At 68.7% G+C, this 18,359-nt stretch carries 19 protein-coding genes; 7 read left to right on the forward strand and 12 right to left on the reverse strand.

Annotated elements, in window-relative coordinates; all coding sequences use genetic code 11:
• Positions 1–60 precede the first annotated feature (60 nt).
• The 6 genes from GV027_RS13995 to GV027_RS14020 are packed head-to-tail and all read right to left on the reverse strand — an operon-like array spanning position 61 to position 5,129.
• Complete coding sequence (locus GV027_RS13995; protein WP_159512931.1) at positions 61–381, reverse strand: HNH endonuclease; 321 nt, start codon at positions 379–381, stop codon at positions 61–63.
• A 31-nt stretch (positions 382–412) separates the two neighbouring features.
• Positions 413–910 (reverse strand): metallophosphoesterase family protein, encoded by a 498-nt coding sequence (locus GV027_RS14000; RefSeq protein ID WP_159512247.1) that lies wholly within the window; start codon positions 908–910, stop codon positions 413–415.
• The gene (locus GV027_RS14005; RefSeq protein ID WP_159512248.1) at positions 907–1,425 is read right to left on the reverse strand and encodes a peptide-methionine (S)-S-oxide reductase; all 519 of its coding nucleotides are present in this window, start codon (positions 1,423–1,425) and stop codon (positions 907–909) included. The genes GV027_RS14000 and GV027_RS14005 overlap by 4 nt, the downstream gene beginning before the upstream one ends.
• Positions 1,422–2,225, reverse strand: a complete 804-nt coding sequence (locus GV027_RS14010) for an SDR family NAD(P)-dependent oxidoreductase (protein ID WP_159512249.1) — start codon at positions 2,223–2,225, stop codon at positions 1,422–1,424. Before GV027_RS14010 ends, GV027_RS14005 begins: the two co-directional genes overlap by 4 nt.
• Positions 2,226–2,235: 10 nt before the next feature.
• Positions 2,236–3,774, reverse strand: coding sequence for a GMC family oxidoreductase (locus GV027_RS14015; protein WP_159512250.1), 1,539 nt, complete (start codon positions 3,772–3,774; stop codon positions 2,236–2,238).
• Positions 3,771–5,129 carry an alpha/beta hydrolase gene (locus GV027_RS14020; RefSeq protein ID WP_201302625.1) on the reverse strand — a complete coding sequence of 453 codons (1,359 nt, stop codon included), beginning with the start codon at positions 5,127–5,129 and terminating at the stop codon, positions 3,771–3,773. The genes GV027_RS14015 and GV027_RS14020 overlap by 4 nt, the downstream gene beginning before the upstream one ends.
• A 203-nt stretch (positions 5,130–5,332) precedes the next feature.
• Between GV027_RS14020 and GV027_RS14025 the strand changes: the two genes are divergently transcribed.
• Together GV027_RS14025 and GV027_RS14030 are read left to right on the forward strand one after the other, a co-directional pair.
• Positions 5,333–6,067: a hypothetical protein gene (locus GV027_RS14025; RefSeq protein WP_236559231.1), complete on the forward strand. Its 735-nt coding sequence runs from the start codon at positions 5,333–5,335 to the stop codon at positions 6,065–6,067.
• Between the two features lie 37 nt (positions 6,068–6,104).
• Positions 6,105–7,115, forward strand: a complete 1,011-nt coding sequence (locus GV027_RS14030) for an alpha/beta fold hydrolase (protein ID WP_159512252.1) — start codon at positions 6,105–6,107, stop codon at positions 7,113–7,115.
• A 9-nt stretch (positions 7,116–7,124) separates the two neighbouring features.
• Here GV027_RS14030 and GV027_RS14035 read toward each other — a convergent pair whose 3' ends face one another.
• A complete protein-coding gene (locus GV027_RS14035) occupies positions 7,125–8,084 on the reverse strand; it encodes an alpha/beta hydrolase (RefSeq protein ID WP_159512253.1) in 960 nt (319 codons plus the stop codon).
• Between the two features lie 842 nt (positions 8,085–8,926).
• On the opposite strand from GV027_RS14035, the gene GV027_RS14040 reads away from it, so the two are divergent.
• Entirely contained in the window at positions 8,927–9,094 is a 168-nt protein-coding gene (locus tag GV027_RS14040) for a hypothetical protein (RefSeq protein WP_156360373.1), read from the forward strand.
• A 17-nt stretch (positions 9,095–9,111) separates the two neighbouring features.
• Here GV027_RS14040 and GV027_RS14045 read toward each other — a convergent pair whose 3' ends face one another.
• From GV027_RS14045 to GV027_RS14065, 5 genes are all read right to left on the reverse strand, one after another.
• Positions 9,112–10,281 (reverse strand): AMP-binding enzyme, encoded by a 1,170-nt coding sequence (locus GV027_RS14045; RefSeq protein ID WP_159512254.1) that lies wholly within the window; start codon positions 10,279–10,281, stop codon positions 9,112–9,114.
• Positions 10,278–11,567 (reverse strand): sensor domain-containing diguanylate cyclase, encoded by a 1,290-nt coding sequence (locus GV027_RS14050; RefSeq protein ID WP_159512255.1) that lies wholly within the window; start codon positions 11,565–11,567, stop codon positions 10,278–10,280. Before GV027_RS14050 ends, GV027_RS14045 begins: the two co-directional genes overlap by 4 nt.
• Before the next feature lie 9 nt (positions 11,568–11,576).
• The gene (locus GV027_RS14055; protein ID WP_031441021.1) at positions 11,577–11,945 is read right to left on the reverse strand and encodes a phosphonate transporter; all 369 of its coding nucleotides are present in this window, start codon (positions 11,943–11,945) and stop codon (positions 11,577–11,579) included.
• Positions 11,946–12,013: 68 nt separating this feature from the next.
• Positions 12,014–12,616, reverse strand: a complete 603-nt coding sequence (locus GV027_RS14060; RefSeq protein ID WP_031394609.1) for a response regulator transcription factor — start codon at positions 12,614–12,616, stop codon at positions 12,014–12,016.
• Positions 12,606–14,060, reverse strand: a complete 1,455-nt coding sequence (locus tag GV027_RS14065) for a sensor histidine kinase (protein ID WP_159512256.1) — start codon at positions 14,058–14,060, stop codon at positions 12,606–12,608. The genes GV027_RS14060 and GV027_RS14065 overlap by 11 nt, the downstream gene beginning before the upstream one ends.
• A 281-nt stretch (positions 14,061–14,341) precedes the next feature.
• On the opposite strand from GV027_RS14065, the gene GV027_RS14070 reads away from it, so the two are divergent.
• From GV027_RS14070 to GV027_RS14085, 4 genes are all read left to right on the forward strand, one after another.
• A complete protein-coding gene (locus tag GV027_RS14070; RefSeq protein ID WP_159512257.1) occupies positions 14,342–14,998 on the forward strand; it encodes a response regulator transcription factor in 657 nt (218 codons plus the stop codon).
• 157 nt (positions 14,999–15,155) lie between these two features.
• A complete protein-coding gene (locus GV027_RS14075) occupies positions 15,156–16,352 on the forward strand; it encodes a multicopper oxidase domain-containing protein (protein ID WP_159512258.1) in 1,197 nt (398 codons plus the stop codon).
• A gap of 26 nt (positions 16,353–16,378) precedes the next feature.
• Complete coding sequence (locus GV027_RS14080; RefSeq protein WP_236559232.1) at positions 16,379–17,440, forward strand: multicopper oxidase domain-containing protein; 1,062 nt, start codon at positions 16,379–16,381, stop codon at positions 17,438–17,440.
• A 68-nt stretch (positions 17,441–17,508) separates the two neighbouring features.
• Positions 17,509–18,099, forward strand: coding sequence for an SCO family protein (locus GV027_RS14085; protein ID WP_159512260.1), 591 nt, complete (start codon positions 17,509–17,511; stop codon positions 18,097–18,099).
• Positions 18,100–18,359 lie beyond the last annotated feature (260 nt).

Here is an 18,359-nt window from a genome sequence, read left to right on the forward strand (position 1 = left end):
ATCAGCAATGGTAAATTGCGAAAAGGGTGTTGCTTGCGGGTTACACCATCGGGCGTCCGTTCAGGGGGTGCTGCGTTTGCGTGTGGGAGCGCGGAAGTCCGGGGGCTTGTCGATGATCCAGCGCAGATAGCGGCCGATATCCTCGCGCGCGCGAAGCTGGTCCATCGTCGCATAGCTGGTGGCGAGGTCGCGGTTTGCGACGAAGGCGTGGATGGTGCGGTGACAGATCGGGTGCACCGGCACGGTCTGTGTACCGCCCTCGCTCTTGGGGACGACGTGATGGCGCTCGACGCGGTGGCCGAGCGGACGGCCGCACAGCGCGCAGGGCGGGTCGTCCGCAGCCTGCGCGGTCCGTGCCGCCGCCTCGGCCAGTCCGGCCATCCGCTTCACGCGCCCGCCCATCCCCTCGCACCTATCGCCGGGGCGCGAGCAGGCTGTCGAGCCCGACCGGTGCATAGTCGTGACCCTCGACATCGACGCCGACGTCGAACTGGCGGAGCATCGGCTTCAGCCTGCCATGGCTGTGCCCGTGGAGATTGATCGCGCCGCGGTGCTGGCCGTTCCAGCTGCGGAACGGGTAGTGACACAGGACGAGCCGCCGGTCGTCGAGCGTGATCTCCGCATAGTCGGCGACGCTGGCCCAGCCGGGTGCCGCCAGCGTCGCGTCGGGATCGTTGTTGCCGCGCAGCAGGTGCTTGGTCCCGTGCAGTCGCGCGAGCAGCCCGGCCACGTCCGCGGGGCGACGCGCGACGTCGCCAAGGTGCCACACCACGTCCTGCGGCCCGACGACCGCGTTCCACCGGTCGACAAGCGCTGTGTCCATCGCGGCGGTGTCGGCGAACGGTCGGCGCGCGATGTTGATCGTGCGGTGGTCGCCGAAATGCGTGTCGGCGGTGAAGAAGACGCTCAACGGTGCGGCTCCGCGACCGCGGGCAGGGCGACGGCGGCGAAATGGGTGCGGATATAGTCGAGCTTGGGATCGATATAGCGGCGGCAGAAGGGCCGGTCGGGATCGGTCCGGTAGTAATTCTGGAAGCGCGCGTCCGAGGGCCGGAAGCCGGTGCACGGCAGGACCAGCGTGCGAGCCGGTGCCGCCGTCTCGGCTGCGAACCGGGCGATCGCGGCTTCGGCGTCGGGGCGCTGGCCGTCCTCGAACACATAGATGGCGCTGCGATAGCGTCCGGCGGGGGAATAGCCGGATTTCGCCGAATGCGTGCGCAGATGGACCTCGGCCAGTGTCGCGAGGGTGATGGCGGCGGGGTCGAACGTCACGATGACGCCCTCCGCCCAGGCGTCCGACGGGGCCTCGGACTGAAGGAAGCCCTGCTCGACCGCCGGCACGCCGCGGAGCGCCTGAAAGACGCCCTCGGTGCACCAGTGGCACCCGCCGCCGAACCCAATTCGGTGCACGCGCTGTTCCGTCATCCGGCGATCGTGAACACCGAGCCGGAATCGACGCGGATGCCGGCGCCGTTGATGAAGCTCGCGCGCTCCGAGCAGAGGAAGGCGACGGCGGCGGCGACCTCCTCGGCCTTGCCGCGACGCTTGAGCACCATGCCCGGGCGTTCCTTCTCGAGGAAGCTGTCGATCGCCGCGTCGAAGCTCTCGCCGCGTTCCTCGGCGCGCTTGCGCATCATCTTGTCGGTCATCGGCGTGGCGATGAATGCGGGCGAGACGGTGTTCACGAGGACATTGTCGCCGCCATAGGCCTTGGACAGCCCTTTCGCGAGCGCGAGGATCCCCGCCTTCGACGCGCAATAGGCGAGTTCGTCGACATAGGGCTGCACCGCATCCTCCGACGCGAACAGCACGATCCGGCCCCAGCCGCCCTTGCGCATCGCCGGAATCGCCTCGCGACACATGCGCACCGCGCCCATGAGGTTGATGTCGAGCGTCTGCTCCCAGCCCGCATCGTCGACGTCGAGAAAGTCGCCGGTCGCGCCCGTCACGCCCGCGGCGTTGACATAGATGTCGGGATCGCCGAGCCGCTCGCGCACCTCCGCCCAGATCGCGCGGACATCGTCGAGGCTGGTGACGTCGCCGGTCACCGCGACGACCTCGCCGAGCGGCGACAGTTCGGCGAGCGCCGCGTCGAGCGTGCCGCCCGGCTGATCGGTGATCGCGACGCGCACGCCCGCTTCGAGCAGCAGCCGTGCGGTCTCCTTGCCCATGCCGGAATCCGCGCCGCTGATCAGCGCGATACGATCCTTGATACCCAGATCCATGTGAAACTCCTCAATCGTCGGATGCGAGAAAACGGTCGGCGGTGCGCAGCGACAGCGCCATGATCGTCAGCGCGGGATTGGCCGCCAGTGCGCTCGGGAAGATGGAATTGTCGCAGATCCGCAGGTTCGCAATGTCGAAGCTGCGGCCGTCGGAATCAACCACCGCGGTGTCGCCGTCATGCCCCATGCGGCAGGTGCCGATCGTATGCGCCGAGCGATCGACCGCGAAGATGTCCTGCGCGCCCGCCGCCGCCCAGATGTCGCTGAGCGTGCGCCGCGCGTGGCGATCGATCGCCTGTTCGTTGGCGTGATAGCTGAAGTCGATCCGCGCCTTGCGGTGGCCGAAGGCGTCGACCTCGTCGGCGAGCGTCAGCCGGTTGTCGGCATGCGGCAGGCATTCGCCGTTGATCCCGATCCCGGCCATCCGGTTATAGCCGCGCAGGAGCGTCTGGAGCCGTTCGCCCCACAGGCCGGCGCCGCGGGCGAGCCCGGTGGCGAGGTTGACGGGGAGCACGCCAAGACTCTGGATCAGATAGCCGCCAGCGCAGCCGGCATCGCCGGGTCGCATCATGTCCTCGCTGATCAGCGACGAGGGATAGCCGCGGTTCATCCGCATCTCGGCGTCGAACCGGCCCCAGACCTGGGTTGCGACATGCGCCATGAAGTTGCGTCCGACCTGACCGCTCGAATTGGCGATGCCGAGGTTGAGCAGCAGCCGCGGCGTTTCGATTCCGCCGGCGCACAGAAAGACCGCGGCGCAAAGCTGGCGATGCTCCTGCCCGTTCTGGCTGTACACGACCGCGCTGATCCGGCCGCGGCCGTCATAGTCGAACGCGATCACGCGCGCACCGGCGCGGATCTCGGCCCCATGCGCGACCGCGAGGGGCAGATAGGTCGTGTCCATGCTCGTCTTGGCGGCGTTGCGGCAGCCCTGGTGGCAGGCGCCGCAATTGACGCAAGCCTGGCGCTGTCCCCAGTGCGGCTGGTCGCGATCGCGCGAGACCAGGGCGGCGGGGGCGTCGGTCGCGGTGATGCCGAGCGCCGCGCAGCCGCGCGCCATCGCGTCGGCGGCGGCGTTGCGCGCGACCGGGGGATAGGCGTAGCGGCGGGTGGCGTCCCACGGATAGTCGGCCGGGCCCGAGACGCCGGTGTACGCCTCGACCTCCGCGATGTACCGGGTCAGCTCGTCAGGATCGATCGGCCAGTCGGCGCCTTCGCCGGTCAGCGTCTTGAGCCGCAGGTCGCGGGGATCGGGACGCGGGCAGAAGGCGCCCCAGTGCAGCGTCGAGCCGCCGACCCCCATGCCCGAATTGTTCGCCCCGAACGCGGTCGGCGTCGATCCGCCGCTCAGCCGTTCCTCCATCCAGTAGATGTCGGCCGCGACCTCGTCGGCGACATGCTCGTCGGGGCGGAAGGCGCGGCCCGCCTCGAGCGCGACGACCGACAGGCCCGCCTGTGCGAGCCGGGCGGTGAGCGGCGCACCGCCCGCGCCGGTGCCGATCACGACCGCATCGACGACGTCATTCGCTCCATGCTGCCTCGTCGTCACGCCCCGCGCTCCTGCGACGGGCGCTGCCACGCTTCGGGATCGTCAGCGCCGGTGCGGGTATAGCCCTGCTTGCGGGGACCATCGCCGCCTACCGCAAAGCCGTCATAGCCGATCGCCGCCATCGTCGCGGGCTGCGCCATCCAGATGCGGACCGTCTCGGCGCGGACATCCTCGAACCAGAGGCGCATCTGCACGGGCGACAGGCGGGTCGCGTCCTCCTCGATGCCGACCGTGCCGCCGGCGATGCGATCGAGCCAGCCGTCCTGGTCCGGATCGGCCAGCGCGACGAAACCGCCGGTCGCCGTATCGAGCGTCGCGAGCCCGCGCGACCAGGCCGCGCGGTCGTCCGGCAGCTCGGCGAAGCGCCAGCCGTCACCGACACCCTGCGCGACCGAGTCGAGGATGCGACCCGCCAGCGCACGGTCGGCGCCGCAATCGGGAAGGATCCGGGCCACCAGCGCGGCGACGGTCGCATGGTCGGCGTCGTCCCATAACGCGGTACCGACGGGCATCGGGTAGATCCGGTCGAGCATCGCGGCGCGCGTTCCGCTGCTGACGCGATCGGAGTCGAGCAGCCGGGCGAAATCTTCGGGCAGCGCAGCCGTCGTCGCCAGTGCCGCATGCTCGCGGATCAGCGCGGCGAGCGCGCGGGGTTGTTCATAGGGGATGAGGTGCGCGGCACCCTGGACGACGCGCATCCGGGCATTGGCATAATGCGGCAGGTTAAGCCGGCGCTGCGCATCCTCGCCGAGATCGCCGTCTTCGGTCCCGGCAATGATCAGCGCGGGGAGCGCGAGTTGCCCGACCGCGGCGGCCCAGTCCTCGCGGCTGCCGCGTTCGAGCCAGCCGAGCCAGGCCTCTCGGTTCGAGCGCCGCACGTCGTCGATCGCCTGGTCGCGCAGGGCCTCCGGGAGCGTCTCGGCGCTGTTGGCATCGACGAAGGTTTCCGCGTCGTCGCGCGAGGCCGGGCCATCGGCGAACCACGTGATCATCTCCGCCCGGCGCGTTTCGTCCATCGGTTCGGGCGAGGGGGGCGAGGCGGCGACGAGCACGACACCGAGGATGTTCGCAAGACCAGGCTCGCCCGCGGCGGCGCGCGCGGCGACGAGCGTGGCGATCTTGCCCCCCATGCTGTGCCCGACGAGCACGCAGGCGGTGAGGTCGCGGGCGCGGATTTCCTGCGCCAGCCAGTCGGTCATCGTCCCGACATCGGCATGCCCCGCATCGGCCGCGTCGCCGAACCCCGGCAGGTCGAGCGCGATGCAATCATGGTCGGACAGGTGATCGGCGACCTGCTGCCATTCGCGCGCACTGGCGCCAAGGGCGTGTAAAAGCAACAAGGTGGGTGGGGTCATGGGGCCTCGCGAAACTGACCCCTACCGGACGATGCAGGCGCGAGACTGTTCCCTCGCATCGGCTATAAGTATTGACCTAGATCAACTTGGGGGTCGATCTGCGACCACTTTGGGTGCGTCTGTGGCGCCGCGCGGGTCTGGACCGGGCGCGCAAAGACCGGCATCCTCGCGCGATGGACGACAATAGCGGTCAGCGCGCCCCGATGATCGACCGTGCCCGCAGCGTCGCGGCAGGGTTTGCCGATGTCGGGCTCACCCAGGCCGAAGAGCTGCTCCGGCGGCTGTCGCCCGAAGGCCGCGAGCAGGCGCGGCGCGAGCGCGAGGCGCGGGCGCGTCGGCAGAAGCGGCTGATGGTCCGGCTGGTCCTTGCGGCGATCGTGTCGCTGCTCGGCGGCGCGGCGCTTGCCGCGGTCCTGCCGGCGATGCTGGCGCTTGCCGTCGCCGCGGCGCTGATGCTGCTGCTGGTGATCGTGATCGTCGCGCAGGCCGATCCGCGCGCGCCGGGACGCGAGGCGCTGGTGGAAGCCGGGCTGGCCGGGCTCGCCGAACAGGCGGGGATCTGGCTCGTCGCGCAACGCCGCGGGATGCCGCTGCCTGCGCTGCGGCTCGCCGATGCTTTGGGCAGCCGGTTCGAGGCGCTGGCGCCGCGCCTCGCCCGGCTCGATCCGCGCAGCCCGGCCGCGGCGTCGATCCACAAGCTGGTCGCGGTCGAGCTGCCCGCGCTGGTCGACAGCTGGCGGATGGTCGGCATTTCGGCGCGGCGCGAAATGCAGGCGGATGGCCGGACGCCCGACGATCACCTGATCAACGGTCTGCGCCTGATCGACGCCGAGCTCGCGCGCGCCGGCGAATGCCTCGGGCGGAGCAGCCTCGACGAGATCGCGATCCAGGGGCGGTATCTCGAACTCAAATATGACGCGGACGGCCCGGGCCTGTAGGACGGGACACCTCGCGTCAGCCGGTCGTTAGAGGCGGATGATCCGTTTCAAAATCCCCGCCGCGATCGCCGTCGCTGCCTTCGCCGTCTCCGCCACGCCGGGCCTCGCCCAGACCGTGCCGCTCGGCGCCAATCTCGAGCGCTTTGCCTATCCGGTGTCGCTGCGCTGGTATGACGGGTCGTCGCAGGGGCAGGCGGTGCGGATGGCGTATCTCGACCTCGCACCGACCGCGCGCGCGAACGGCACGACGGTCGTGCTGCTGCACGGCAAGAATTTCTGTGCCGCGACCTGGGACGAGACCGCGCGCGGGCTTGCGGGTGCAGGCTACCGCGTGATCGCGCCCGACCAGGTCGGCTTCTGCAAATCGTCCAAGCCGACAGGCTATCAGTACAGCTTCAATGCGATGGCCGAGCTGACCCGCGGGCTGCTCGACCGGGCCGGGGCAGGCAAGGTCATCCTGGTCGGCCATTCGACCGGCGGGATCCTCGCGACGCGGTTCGCGCTGCTCCATCCCGAGCGCGTGTCTCGGCTCGTGCTCGTCAATCCGCTCGGGCTGAACGATACGCTGGCGCAGGGCGTGCCCTATACCGATCTCGGCGCGCTGCGGACCGAGGAGGCGAAGACCGATGCCGCGTCGATCAAGGCGTATCAGCTGCGCAACTATTATCACGGGGAATGGCGCCCGGCCTATGATCGCTGGGTCGCGATGCTGGCCGGGCAATATGCCGGTCCCGACGGCGATGTCGTGCGCGATGCGCAGGCGCGGCTGTCCGACATGATCCAGACCCAGCCGGTCGCGGCCGAGCTGTCGCGGCTGGCGATGCCCGTGCGGCTGATCATCGGCGACCGCGATCTCACCGCATTCCGGGCGAACCGCGCGGCACCCGACCGGCGCGCACAGGTGCAGACCGTGCCGCAGGCGGCGGTGACCGCGGCACGACGCATCCCCGACGCACGGCTGATCCGCCTCGAGGGGCTGGGTCATGCGCCGCAGGTCGAGGCGCCGGCGCGGTTCCTGCAGACGCTGGAGGCGGCGATCGCGTCGTGAGGCGCGCGGTTACTGCGCCGGCTTGATCCAGCCGTGCATCGCCATCCAGCGCGCGAATTCGTCGAACCAGCCGGTGCTCGTGGTGGTCTTCGGATACATGCCGAAGCCGTGCCCGCCCTGTTCGTACAGGTGAAACTCGACCGGGCGTTTGGCGGTGCGCCAGCTGTCGATCAGCCCGTAGCCGGCATTGCCGAATAGCGGATCGTCCGCCGCCAGCGCGACGAACATCGGCGGGGCGTCGGCGGGCACCGTCATCGCGGCGAGCGGGCCGTAGATGTTGCCGATGAATGCGGGCTTCGCGTCCTGACCTGCCATTGTTGTCGCCATCGTCAGCATCGCGCCCGCGGAAAAGCCGACCATGCCGATGCGCGCCGGATCGACGTGCCATTCGCCCGCCCGCTTGCGGACGAGCGCGAAGGCCGCGCGCGCATCGGCGATCTGCGGCGCGAGGCCTGCCATCATCGCCGCGGGGTCCCGGCGTGGCGGGGTTGCGCCAGCGGGGGCACCAGCGGGGGCGGGACGTGCGAAGGTTTCGAGATCCGCCGGCGTCTGGTTCAGCCGGTATTTGAGCACGAACGCCGCGACGCCCCGCGCGGCGAGCGCGCGCGCCACGTCCCAGCCCTCATTTTCCATCGACAGCGTGCGGAACCCGCCGCCCGGCGCGACGATCACCGCGGTGCCGTTGGCCTTGGCGGGATCGGGCAGGACGGGGGTCAGCGTCGCGACCGTGACGTTGCGCGCGAACACGCTACCATATTGGCTGTGCCAGGCTTCGGGAGCGGTCGCTCCGGGGAGTTTCCCGGTGCCGAGGTCGATTGCGCCGGGCTGCGCGGGGATGGCGATCGACGCCATGGTGTCGGAGGACTGCGCCAGCGCGGGCGGGGCGACCGCGATCGTCAGGCCGACCAGCCATGCAAGACGACGTCTTGCCCCTCGAGCGACTTCGTTGCCGCGACATCCGATGCGCATATCCGCTCTCCCCTTTTCGACTGTTTTCGGGATGATATCGATAGCGCTATCACTGCACAATGGTGGTTGGACGGTTTTTCCTTGCGATCGGCGGTTGTGGGGAAGGTGAAAGGCGGGTGCGATAAATCACCGCTGCAATGCGCACAGACTTTGCTGCGGTGCGGCAATGTCGAAGGGCGTAAAGGCTCAGACCTTTGGCGAACATCCTTGCGAGCGATGGCGGGCTTTGCTGGTTCATCTGCCGCGTCCGGCCGTTGGGTGAGTCTCGCTGGTCCGGCTGTACTTGCGTAGAGCGTCGGCCGCGATCGTTGATGCTGTCGTGACGGCGTAGGCCGCTGCGCTGGCTGCGTGGCGAACCGCGTCCCCGCGCGGCGCGGGGCGCTGTGTCGGTATGGGACAAGCCGTTGCCCCTTTTGTAAGAATCTGTGCATGGGGCGGACGACGCGACGACAGCAGTGGGGCCGCAGGATGCCGGATTTCGCAAGAGACTGTTTGAAAGCCAGAAATGACGGCCGTATCGCCGCCAGCGATCCGGTCGGCCATCTCGCGCTTTGCCCCTATGACGAGATTCGCGATCCAGTGCTGCGCGCGATGTGGCAGGACGGGTTTGTTGTCACGCGTCTATATGGGTCAGAATCTTAACTCAGATTACACGGCCGTGACGGCGACCGTGACGGCGGAAATCCGCGATGCCGATGCCGGAATAGTATCTGCAGCCGTGCGACGGCGCCCGGGCATGCGCAACCTCTCTGGCCGGTTAAGCAGCGTTTTAAGGAGGTTGCGGCCGGAGGCAGGCCATTTATCGTCACGGGACATCGTGAAGAGGAATGAACGGCAGACCCATGCCAGACCAAGACCCGACCCCCGACTATGAGCGGCTGACGATCGACGCGCTGGCCGCGGCCGCGGCTGCGGAGACCGACGAACAGCGTCACCTGCTCCTCGATCAGGCGGCGATCTACGCCGCGCTCGGCGAGAAGACCCGCGGCTATGCGCTGACTGGGCGCTAGACGCTGTCGGGGCCGCATCAGCCCCAGTCTTCGAGCTTGCCCAAGGCCGTGCGCGGAACCGCCGTGCCGAAGCGATAGGCTTTCGGGCGCTCGGGATCGGTGAGCCGGGCCGCCGCGACATGCTCGATCCGCGCGGACAGCCGGGCGGGGTCCTGACCGGGTTGCGGCACGACGAACGCCTTCAGCCGGCCATTGCCGTGCAGCCGCACCGCGACGTCCGCGACCCCCTCCACCGTCCGCAGCACGCCGGCGACACGCCCGGGCCAGACATTGTGCCCGGCGACCTGGACCGCGCCGTCGCGCCGACCGGTCGGCCGAATGACGCGCTCGCCGAGACGCGCGACATGGTCGGGCAGGTCGTGGTGCCGGCCGTCGCGGTCGACGAGCCGCCACTCATCCGGATCGGCGGCGGTGAGCTGCCAGCGGGGCAGCAGCTCGTAGTCGAGCGCGGGCAGCATGCGGATGGCGATACCGCCGGTTTCGGAGGCGCCGTAGATATCGGCCAACCCGGCAAGCCCCGCCGCGAGCAGCACGGCGGCGATGGCGTCGTCGAGCGGCCCGGCGGAACTGATGCCGATGACATCCCCCGGCCAGTGGCGCATCATCCGCGACAGCGCGCGCCACTGGTCGGGCACCGCGACGACGAGATCGCCCGCCTCGAGCGACAGCGGTGCGCCGATCGTCCGCACGGCGACGGGAATATCCAGCACGTCGGGCAGCAGCGCGGTCCAGACCAGCCCGTAGAGATGATCGGCGGGGACCAGTGCGACGACCCGGCGCCGATCGGCGAACCGTGTCGCGAAGACTGCCGCCTCGTCGAGCAGGTCGGGGACGGCATGGACGCAGAGGCGCGGGCTGCCGGTCGAGCCGGACGTCCGCACCGCGATCCGGCCGGGCCCTGCGGCGTGCGCACGCAGGATCCAGTCGGTCCAGGCGCCGACCGTCTGCGGCGGACCCTCGCCGAGCGTATCGTCGTCGAGGTCGAACGCCTCGGCGAGCGCCCCCAGCGCGCCGAGCTGCTCCATCGAATCGAGCCCGAGGCCCTCGTCGCCGATCGGCATGGCTTCGGGCCAGTCGCCGCGTGTCGCGGCCGGCGGCGCCGGATCGCGCAGCCGCGCCATCTCGGTCGCGACGACCGCGCAGGCGATGCGGTGCACCGCGGCGCGCGACAGTCCGGCCCGGGTCACGCGGTCGCGGTCTCGCGCGAGCGGACCCGGTTCCGACCGGCATGCTTGGCGGCATAGAGGCGATCATCCGCGAGCGCGAGCAGCGCATCGATCGAACCGTCGGTTTCGTTCAGCGTGGCGCAGCCCAGGCTGGCGGTGACGTGCAAGCCACCGCGCGGCGTGTCGACCGCGATTCCGGCGATCGCCTCGCGCATCGCCTCGGCGAGCGCCGCCGCCTGATCCTCGTCATAGCGCGGCAGCAGGACGCCGAACTCCTCGCCCCCGAGCCGCGCGAATATCCCGCAGGGCGGGAGCAGCGCGGTACACACATCGGTTACGCGGCGGAGCAGCGTGTCGCCGACCGGATGGCCATGTGTGTCGTTGACGGCCTTGAAATGATCGAGGTCGAGAACGATCAGCGACAGCGATTGCCGCAGCTCGCGCCAGTGCCGCTGTTCGCGTTTCAGCACCTCGCCGAAATGCCGTCGGTTGGCGGCGCCCGTCAGGTGATCATGGTTCAACAGGCGGCGCATGTCTTCCGCCGCCTCGCCACGCCGCGGCACGTCGCGCAGGATGACCGAGAAGCCGGAGGCGCGCGGCTCGCCCCGTTCGGATCGCGCGACGACGAGCCGCTGGCACCAGTAGCGCTCGCCATCCGCGCGCTGCTGCCATCCCTCCTGGAGATGCCAGCCCTCGCGCGCCGCGATCAGCAGCTGCTCGTCGAGGCGAAGATCGCCGCCGCTCGCCTCGCTCCCGCCGATCTCGGCGAGGTGGCGTCCGATGACATCGGCGGCGGCGTGTCCGGTCTGGCGGGCGAAGCAGGCGTCGGCGGACTGGATCTCGCCGCTGGGGGTGATCGTCAGCGCGGCATAATGGCTGACGCTGTCGAGCAGGGTCGCAAACCAGGTATCCGCCTGACGCAGCCGCGCCTCCTGGGCGACCTGTTCGCTGATATCGGACAGCGTCGCCATCAGCCGATCGGGGCCGAGCTTGACCAGGGTGCACGCCAGCACCTTGGGCGCGGTACCGCGGCGACGCGTGGCGAGATCGACGAAGATCCGGTGGCCGTCGCAGATCCGTCCCGTCGCCGGCGCATAGGCCGCGAAGATGCTGCGCAATTCGGGCGCATGATGTTCAAGCGCGGCAAAGAGATTGCCGGGATCGCGCGGCCCGGCGAGCGGCAGGAGATGCTGCATCGCGTGCGGGTTCATCATCGCGATCGCGCCGCTGCTGTCGCACTCGATCAGGCCGACGGGGCAGGCGTACAGAAACTCGAGAAGCTCTTCCTCGCTCGACCTATCGCTCATCGAAGCGGCTTAGCGTTCGATGAGGATATAGCGGCGCGCAATGCCGGGTGTCGCGAGCAGACGCAGCCGGACCCTGGTCGGGCGCATCCGCAGCGTGAGGACATAGGGGACGATGTCGTCGATCTCGGGCTCGTCCTCGAACCGCTGCGCGACCATGAAATTGTTCATGCACTGCGCCACCGCATCGAAGAACGGCACGCCCATGACGGTCGCGGGATCCAGGCCCGACATCCGCGCCTCGGTCGCGTTATAGACCTGGACGAGCGTGTCGGCATTAAACCCGACCACCCCGAACGGCAGGGTGTCGCGGTCCTCGACGCGCATCGTGTCGAGCTCGGGCAGCGCGACATTATCAAAACTGTATTGTTCCAGTACCATAGCCACGGTCTCCCTGCGACGACGCTATGGGGCGGCGGAGTTAAGCATAGCCTAAGATCACCTGTTTCTTACAACGGCACGCACGTGACGCGCGCCTCGACCGCGAACCGGACGAGCTGCGCCAGGCTGGTCGCGCCCGTCTTGCGCATGAGATGCTCGCGGTAGGTTTCCACCGTGCGCGGGCTGATATCCAGCCGCGTCGCGATCTGTTTCGCGGTCAGCCCCTCGACGATCTGGCGCAGGACCTGGCGTTCGCGGTGCGAGAGCGAGGCGAGGCGCTGCTCGAGCAGGGTCGACTGCAGGATCCGGTCGCGGACCGCCGCCACCGCGCCGAGCAGCCGTTGTGCCTCGAACGGCTTTTCGAGCAGGTCGGCGGCGCCTGATTTCATCGCCGCTACCGCCATCGGGATATCCGCGTGACCGGTGACGAGGATCACCGGGTCCGACCGGTCGAGCGATGGGAGGGTCTGCAACAGCTCGAGACCGCTGAGGCCGCCCAGCGCGACGTCGCTGAGGATGATCCCGGGCGGAAGCCGCGGGAGGTCGCGGATGAATGCCTCGACGCTGGGGAAGGACCGGGTCTCGAAATCCTCCAGCGCGAGGAGCATTTCGAGCGAGCGGCACATCTGGGGCTCGTCATCGATGATGTAGATCGGCCGGTCACGCGGCATGGGCGACCATTTCTCCACTGGACCCGATACCAGGACGTTGTGGCAGCGAGACGCGGAAGGTCGCGCCGCCGCCGCTGTTCGTCGCGGCGGTGATCGTCCCCTCATGCGCGTCGACGATCGCGCGGCAGATGGCGAGCCCGACGCCGAGGCCATGGGGCTTGCTGGTCCGGAACGGGGCGAAGATCGCCTGTTCCTGGCCGGCTGCGATGCCGGGGCCGGTGTCCGAGACGGTGATCGTGCACTGCCCGTCCGGCCCCGAGACGGCGCGCAGATCGATCACGCGGACCGCCGTGTCGGACACCGCATCGGCCGCATTGGCGATCAGGTTGAGCAGGACCTGCTGGATCTGGATCGCATCGATCCACAATTCGCCGAGATCGGGCGCGATATTGACCTTCAGCTCTGCTCCGGCCTGACGGACCGCGAGCATGCCGAGCATCGCCCCCTCCGCGATGATGTCGCGCGCATCGACCCATTGCGCCTGCAGCGGGCCGCGCTCGACGAACCGGCGCAGCCTTTTGAGCACGGCGGCCGCGCGGAAGATCTCCTGGACCGCGCCGTCGAGCGCCGCGCCGACCTCGACGGTGTCGCGGCCGCGCGCCAGCGCCGCCTGCGCGACGGTGGCGAAGTTCGCCGCGGTCGCCAGCGGCTGGTTCAGTTCGTGCGCGATCGCCGAGCCGAGCTGGCCGAGCGCCGTGGCGCGTGCGAGCTGGTGGAGCTCCGCCTGCAGCAGCGCGAGCCGTTCGGCGGCGGCGTCCTGTTCGGTCTCGTCACGGAGATGGAGCGTGCGCAGCCCGGTCGCGGCGAACGGCAGCGGCCCGCTCGACAGCGACAGCGCGAGACGCGTGCCATCGGCGCGGCACAGCTCGTGCGCGGTCGCTGTCTCGCCGGACAGGTCGGGCAGGCCGGGGAGCAGGTCCGCGAGCCGCAGGCGTCCGGTATCAGGGTCGGTGATCCCCAGGATGCCGCGCGCGCTCCGGTTGATCGCGAGCACGTCGCCCGCCGCGTCGACGATGAGCATCGCCGCGGGGGTGGTGTTGAAGATCGAGTGGAGACAGAGTTCGCGCTGGTGCGACCGGCCCTGCGCGAGGCCGGCGCGCTGGCGCAGCAGCGTCATGCGACCGCCGAACAGCGCGAGGATGATCGCAAAACCGGTCACGACCAGCGTGTTCAGCGGCGTCACGAGCGGATGGTGCGCGCTGAACACCAGTGCGGTGGGAATCGTCGTCGCGGCGCCCACGCACGCGGTCAGCGCACCCCCCAGGACGGCGCCGATTGCGATCGCCGCCAGCGCGAAGGTGAAGGGCAGGTCGATCCCGAACAGGTTTCGGCCGACCGCCGTGGCAACCAGCGCGGCGCTGCCGAAACCCACGCCTTGCAGCAGGTTCCAGCGCCAGTCGGACGCGGTCTCCTGCTGGTCGACGATGGCCCATAGCCGCTGCACGATCGCTCCAAATTCGAATCCGCCGGAAAGAACCAAAATGCTACGCTTTCCGCATAGGGGTTTCCAGACACCGGCCGGGGTCTTCGTGCAGTGCAACCGTCTCAAATTGAAGCAAAGCCGGTGTGGTGGTCATGGTGTGCCAAGCCTGAACAGACTGTCTGGGGTCCGTATCCGTACGGACTTGCCTAAGAGCCGGCGTGGTCGCAGCCTCGGCCAATGGTCTAGGCAGCTTTGGTAAGATTATCGCGTAATATTACAAAAACATCCAATGGAGGGGCGTCATGAATGAGCAGATCATTCGCAATGATGAATTGGATAGATCCAACGCTATTGTCGCAAGCAATGCCGAAATATTACGCTACGCCATATCGAGCATTCTCAGCCAGCAGCATCTAGCCGATACGGTTCTGACGACATCGAACTGGAGCAGCGTCCAGGCGCATCTCGTGAGGGCGCACTGCACCAAGCTCGCCGTCATCAATACCGATGTTCTGAACGGCCAGGGTCACGGGATGATGCGCCGGCTGCGCCTGTCCTACCCGCACCTTCGGATCATCGTCGTCGGGCAGACGCGCGAGCGGATGAAGATCCTGTCGCTGATCAGCGCGGGCGCGCACGCCTATATCCTCGAATCCATGCCGATGGACGAGATCGCCAAGGCGGTGCGGATGGTCGCCGCGGGCCATATCTACCTGCCCGACATGGTCGGCGACCTGTCGGCGCCCGAACCGGACTCGGTGCGGGCCGAGGGCGCGCTCACCCGGCGGCAGCAACAGGTGCTGCAACTGCTCGTCGGGGGGGCGTCGAACAAGGAGATCGCGCATGCACTCAACCTCGCCGAGGGGACGATCAAGGTGCATCTGTCGGGGCTGTTCAAGGCGCTCGGGGTGCACAACCGAACCGGTGCGGTGGCGTCGGTGCATGCGCAGGCCTATTGACCCGGCCTGCAACCATGCCGCGCGGCGACCCGCCCGGGCCCTGCATCGTCCATGGTCTTAGACCGAGCGGCCTACTTGATCCTGCAGCAGCGTCTGGCACCTAAATACCGGGAAATCGGGCAGATATTGCGCTGCGCGAACGTCATGGGGATAGTCGATGGAGCGCCGGGACTTTCTGAAGATTGGGGCCGGCGCAACGACGGTGGCGCTCGCCGCGACGGCGCAGCAGATGATCACGCCGACCGACACGCCGCTCAGCAGCCCGGCGCCGACGCCGATGTCGCTGTCGGGGTCGTCCGATCTTGCGCAGTCGCTCCGGCTGGTCATCGAGCCGGTCGAGAAGGAGATGATCGACGGCAAGATCGTCTACATGGTGTTCTATTTCCACGAAAACGGCCAGCCGCAGCCGGTGCTGCGGTACCGCGAGGGCGAACCCGTCTCGATCAGCGTCACGAACAACGACCTCGTCCCGCACGGCTTTGCGATCACCGGCATCCCGCAGGCGACCGTGCCCGAAATCCCCCCCGGCCAGACGCGGCAGGTGCCGGACTTCGTCGCGCCGGTCGGCGGCTCCTATCTCTATCATGATCCGTATGAGCCGCCGCTCAACCGCATCCTCGGGCTGCACGGCGCCTTCATCGTCGACCCTGCGCTGGGCACGACGGTTGCGGGCTCGGCGACGCCGTTCAGCCGCGCGATGCACACGCCGCAGATCGCCGCGGTGTTCGATGCGTTCGGGCGGCACCCGCGCTTTCCCGGCGAGGGGTGGAAGGCGGGGGATCCGGCCCGCGACAAGCTGTGGCTGTTCTCGCAGACCGATTCGGCGATCAACGCGCGCGTGGCGGCGGGGTATCGGATATCGGGCCAGGCGCTGATCGATGCGTTCCTGCCCGATTATTTCCACATCAACGGCCTGAGCGGGTTCGATACCGCGGTCCACGACACCACGGCCAGCGTCGACCGGGCGGCCGCGCAGGCGATCGAGCCGGTCGGGAAGCAGGGCCAGCCGACCTTGCTGCGGGTGATGAATGCCGGGCTGTGCACGCATTCGGCGCACATCCACGGCAATCACCTGTTCGAGTGTACCGAGGCGGACGCGAGCGGCGTCCCCTATTGCGAGACCAACGTCTACGAACGCGACGTGTGGGTCATGCGGCCGATGGACCGCAAGGACATGATCCTGCCGTTCGAGCGACCGCCCGACGTGCCGGTCTGGCCGCCGAGGGAGGAGCCGTTCCCGCTGAAGTACGTGATGCACTGCCACACCGAGATGTCGCAGACCGCGGGCGGGGGCAATTATCCGCAGGGACTGGTCACGCACTGGACGATGACCAGCCCGATCTACGCCTTCTGATCCGGTCGAGACGATGGGGAATGACCATGGGCGATGAGAGTATCAGTCCGTCGGGGATCGACTGGACCAAGACCGCGGCACAGGGCGTCACCAATTTCCAGACGTTCGGGTGCAACGTCTTCAAGGCGAGCCTGCCGACGCCCGACCGGCTGACGCCCGACATCAGCTTCGTCCGGCAGGTGACGACCAGCGGCACCCTGGTCGCGCCCGACGGGGTACGGCTGCGCTACTGGGCGTTCGAGGATCCGGCGAGCGGCGTCAAATCGCCCTATCCCTCGCCGCTGATGCGCGTGCGGCAGGGGCAGATCGTGCATGTCACTTTGCTCACCGCCAAGCATGCGCACACGATCCACCATCACGGCATCGAGCCGACGACGATGCATGACGGCGTCGGCCATGTGTCGTTCGAGGTGGCGAACCAGTTCACCTATCAGTGGAAAGCGTCGAGCCCGGGCACCTTCTTCTATCACTGCCACCGCAACACGCCGCTGCATTTCGAGATGGGGATGTTCGGCGGGCTGATCGTCGATCCGCCGGAGGGGCCCGGCTATCTCTATTCGTCGCCGATGGCGAATGCGCCGCACCAGCGCTATCAGGTCGAGCGGCTCTGGGTGTGCGACGACATGGATGCGCGCTGGCACAATGTGCTGAGCAACAACCATGATGCGGGCATGTGCGGGGAGAATGTCGGGTTGAACCGGTTCGAGCCCAAATATTTCCTGATCAACGGTGTGTTCCCGACCAAGACGATGACCGATCAGAAGGTTGCGGCGAAGGCGCGGGTCGGCGACACGATCCTGATCCGGCTGCTCAACGCGAGCTACTCGATCCTTCGGGTGACGTTCCAGGTGCCGGTGACCTGCGTGTCGTGCGACGGGCACCGGCTGGGCAAGGAAAACTGGAATGCGCCGATCGTCTTTCCCGCGGGCACGCCGATCGAGCTGACCAGCGCCGCTCGGCTCGATTTCCTGATCACCGCGACTCAGCGCGGCGCGATCAACGCAACGATCGAATATCTCCACTGGATCACCCGCCGCGTCCAGGACAATGGCCGCGGCGTGGCCAAGACGCAGATTGTCGTATCATGACCACATTCCCGACCCGATCCGCCCCCCCGTCCGCCTCCCCGTCCGCGCGTCCCGGCCATGCGACGCATGTGGCAACGCCCACGCAGTTGGGCGGAGCGTTCGACTTTTCCGATGTCGCAGGCCGCCCGATCGGGCCTTCGGACTTTCGCGATCGCTGGACGCTGCTGTTCTTCGGTTACAGCCGCTGCCGCGCGAGCTGCCCGATGGCCATTCCGCGCATGGTGCAGACGGCGGAACGGCTGCGCCAGTCGGGGATCGCGGCGCGTGCGCTGTTCGTCGACATCGACGTGCCGCCGCTCGGCGTGGTGCGATTCCGCCGGCCGGGTGCGGCGGCGGCTATGGCGCTGCAGGCGCCGCCGCATCACGGCCATGGCGAGCTCGATCGCATCGCGGCGATGCGCGCGCTGGCCAAGAAGTTCGACGGGCGGCTGGTCGTGGCGACCGGCACGCGCGCGCAGCTGAACGCGGCGACGCAGGCGTTCAACGTCGCGCGCGAGCACATCCCGCCAAGGCCCGGCGAGATGGGGCACAGCATCAACCATTCCTCGCTCATCTATGTCCTCGCGCCCGACACGCGTGTCGCGGGCTATGCGATGCACGACCAGCCCTCGGTCGCGCTCGAGGACATGATCCGTCATCTGGCACGCCGCCGGGGCTGACCCGGCGGCTCTAGTGTCCAGTATCGTCTCGACCGGCTGACTCGCTCGCCGGATCGGGACCCCGCCGCCGGAACGAGCCCCCCCTCACTGGCGGCGGGGTAGCGCCGCGCATGGCCCCGCTCGACCTCGCACAGACCGGGATCCGAAGCGTGTTCGGGTCCATCGCCAGGCGGAACGCCCGCGAACCCGGCCGTTCGGCCTAGGACAGGGCCTAGGCTGCCAGGGGCCGGCGTAGGTCCTTCATGGGCCTTATCCCGCCG

It is taken from the genome of Sphingomonas sp. T1 (assembly GCF_902506585.1).
Lineage (GTDB): Bacteria > Pseudomonadota > Alphaproteobacteria > Sphingomonadales > Sphingomonadaceae > Sphingomonas > Sphingomonas aerolata.

Excerpts from the sequence above, each read along its gene's own strand:
- GV027_RS13995 (WP_159512931.1), bottom strand. The coding sequence starts at position 381 with ATGGCCGGACTGGCCGAGGCGGCGGCACGGACCGCGCAGGCTGCGGAC.
- GV027_RS14005 (WP_159512248.1), bottom strand. The coding sequence starts at position 1,425 with ATGACGGAACAGCGCGTGCACCGAATTGGGTTCGGCGGCGGGTGCCAC.
- GV027_RS14010 (WP_159512249.1), bottom strand. The coding sequence starts at position 2,225 with ATGGATCTGGGTATCAAGGATCGTATCGCGCTGATCAGCGGCGCGGAT.
- GV027_RS14020 (WP_201302625.1), bottom strand. The coding sequence starts at position 5,129 with ATGACCCCACCCACCTTGTTGCTTTTACACGCCCTTGGCGCCAGTGCG.
- GV027_RS14025 (WP_236559231.1), top strand. The coding sequence starts at position 5,333 with ATGATCGACCGTGCCCGCAGCGTCGCGGCAGGGTTTGCCGATGTCGGG.
- GV027_RS14030 (WP_159512252.1), top strand. The coding sequence starts at position 6,105 with ATGATCCGTTTCAAAATCCCCGCCGCGATCGCCGTCGCTGCCTTCGCC.
- GV027_RS14035 (WP_159512253.1), bottom strand. The coding sequence starts at position 8,084 with ATGCGCATCGGATGTCGCGGCAACGAAGTCGCTCGAGGGGCAAGACGT.
- GV027_RS14040 (WP_156360373.1), top strand. The coding sequence starts at position 8,927 with ATGCCAGACCAAGACCCGACCCCCGACTATGAGCGGCTGACGATCGAC.
- GV027_RS14050 (WP_159512255.1), bottom strand. The coding sequence starts at position 11,567 with ATGAGCGATAGGTCGAGCGAGGAAGAGCTTCTCGAGTTTCTGTACGCC.
- GV027_RS14055 (WP_031441021.1), bottom strand. The coding sequence starts at position 11,945 with ATGGTACTGGAACAATACAGTTTTGATAATGTCGCGCTGCCCGAGCTC.
- GV027_RS14060 (WP_031394609.1), bottom strand. The coding sequence starts at position 12,616 with ATGCCGCGTGACCGGCCGATCTACATCATCGATGACGAGCCCCAGATG.
- GV027_RS14070 (WP_159512257.1), top strand. The coding sequence starts at position 14,342 with ATGAATGAGCAGATCATTCGCAATGATGAATTGGATAGATCCAACGCT.
- GV027_RS14075 (WP_159512258.1), top strand. The coding sequence starts at position 15,156 with ATGGAGCGCCGGGACTTTCTGAAGATTGGGGCCGGCGCAACGACGGTG.
- GV027_RS14080 (WP_236559232.1), top strand. The coding sequence starts at position 16,379 with ATGGGCGATGAGAGTATCAGTCCGTCGGGGATCGACTGGACCAAGACC.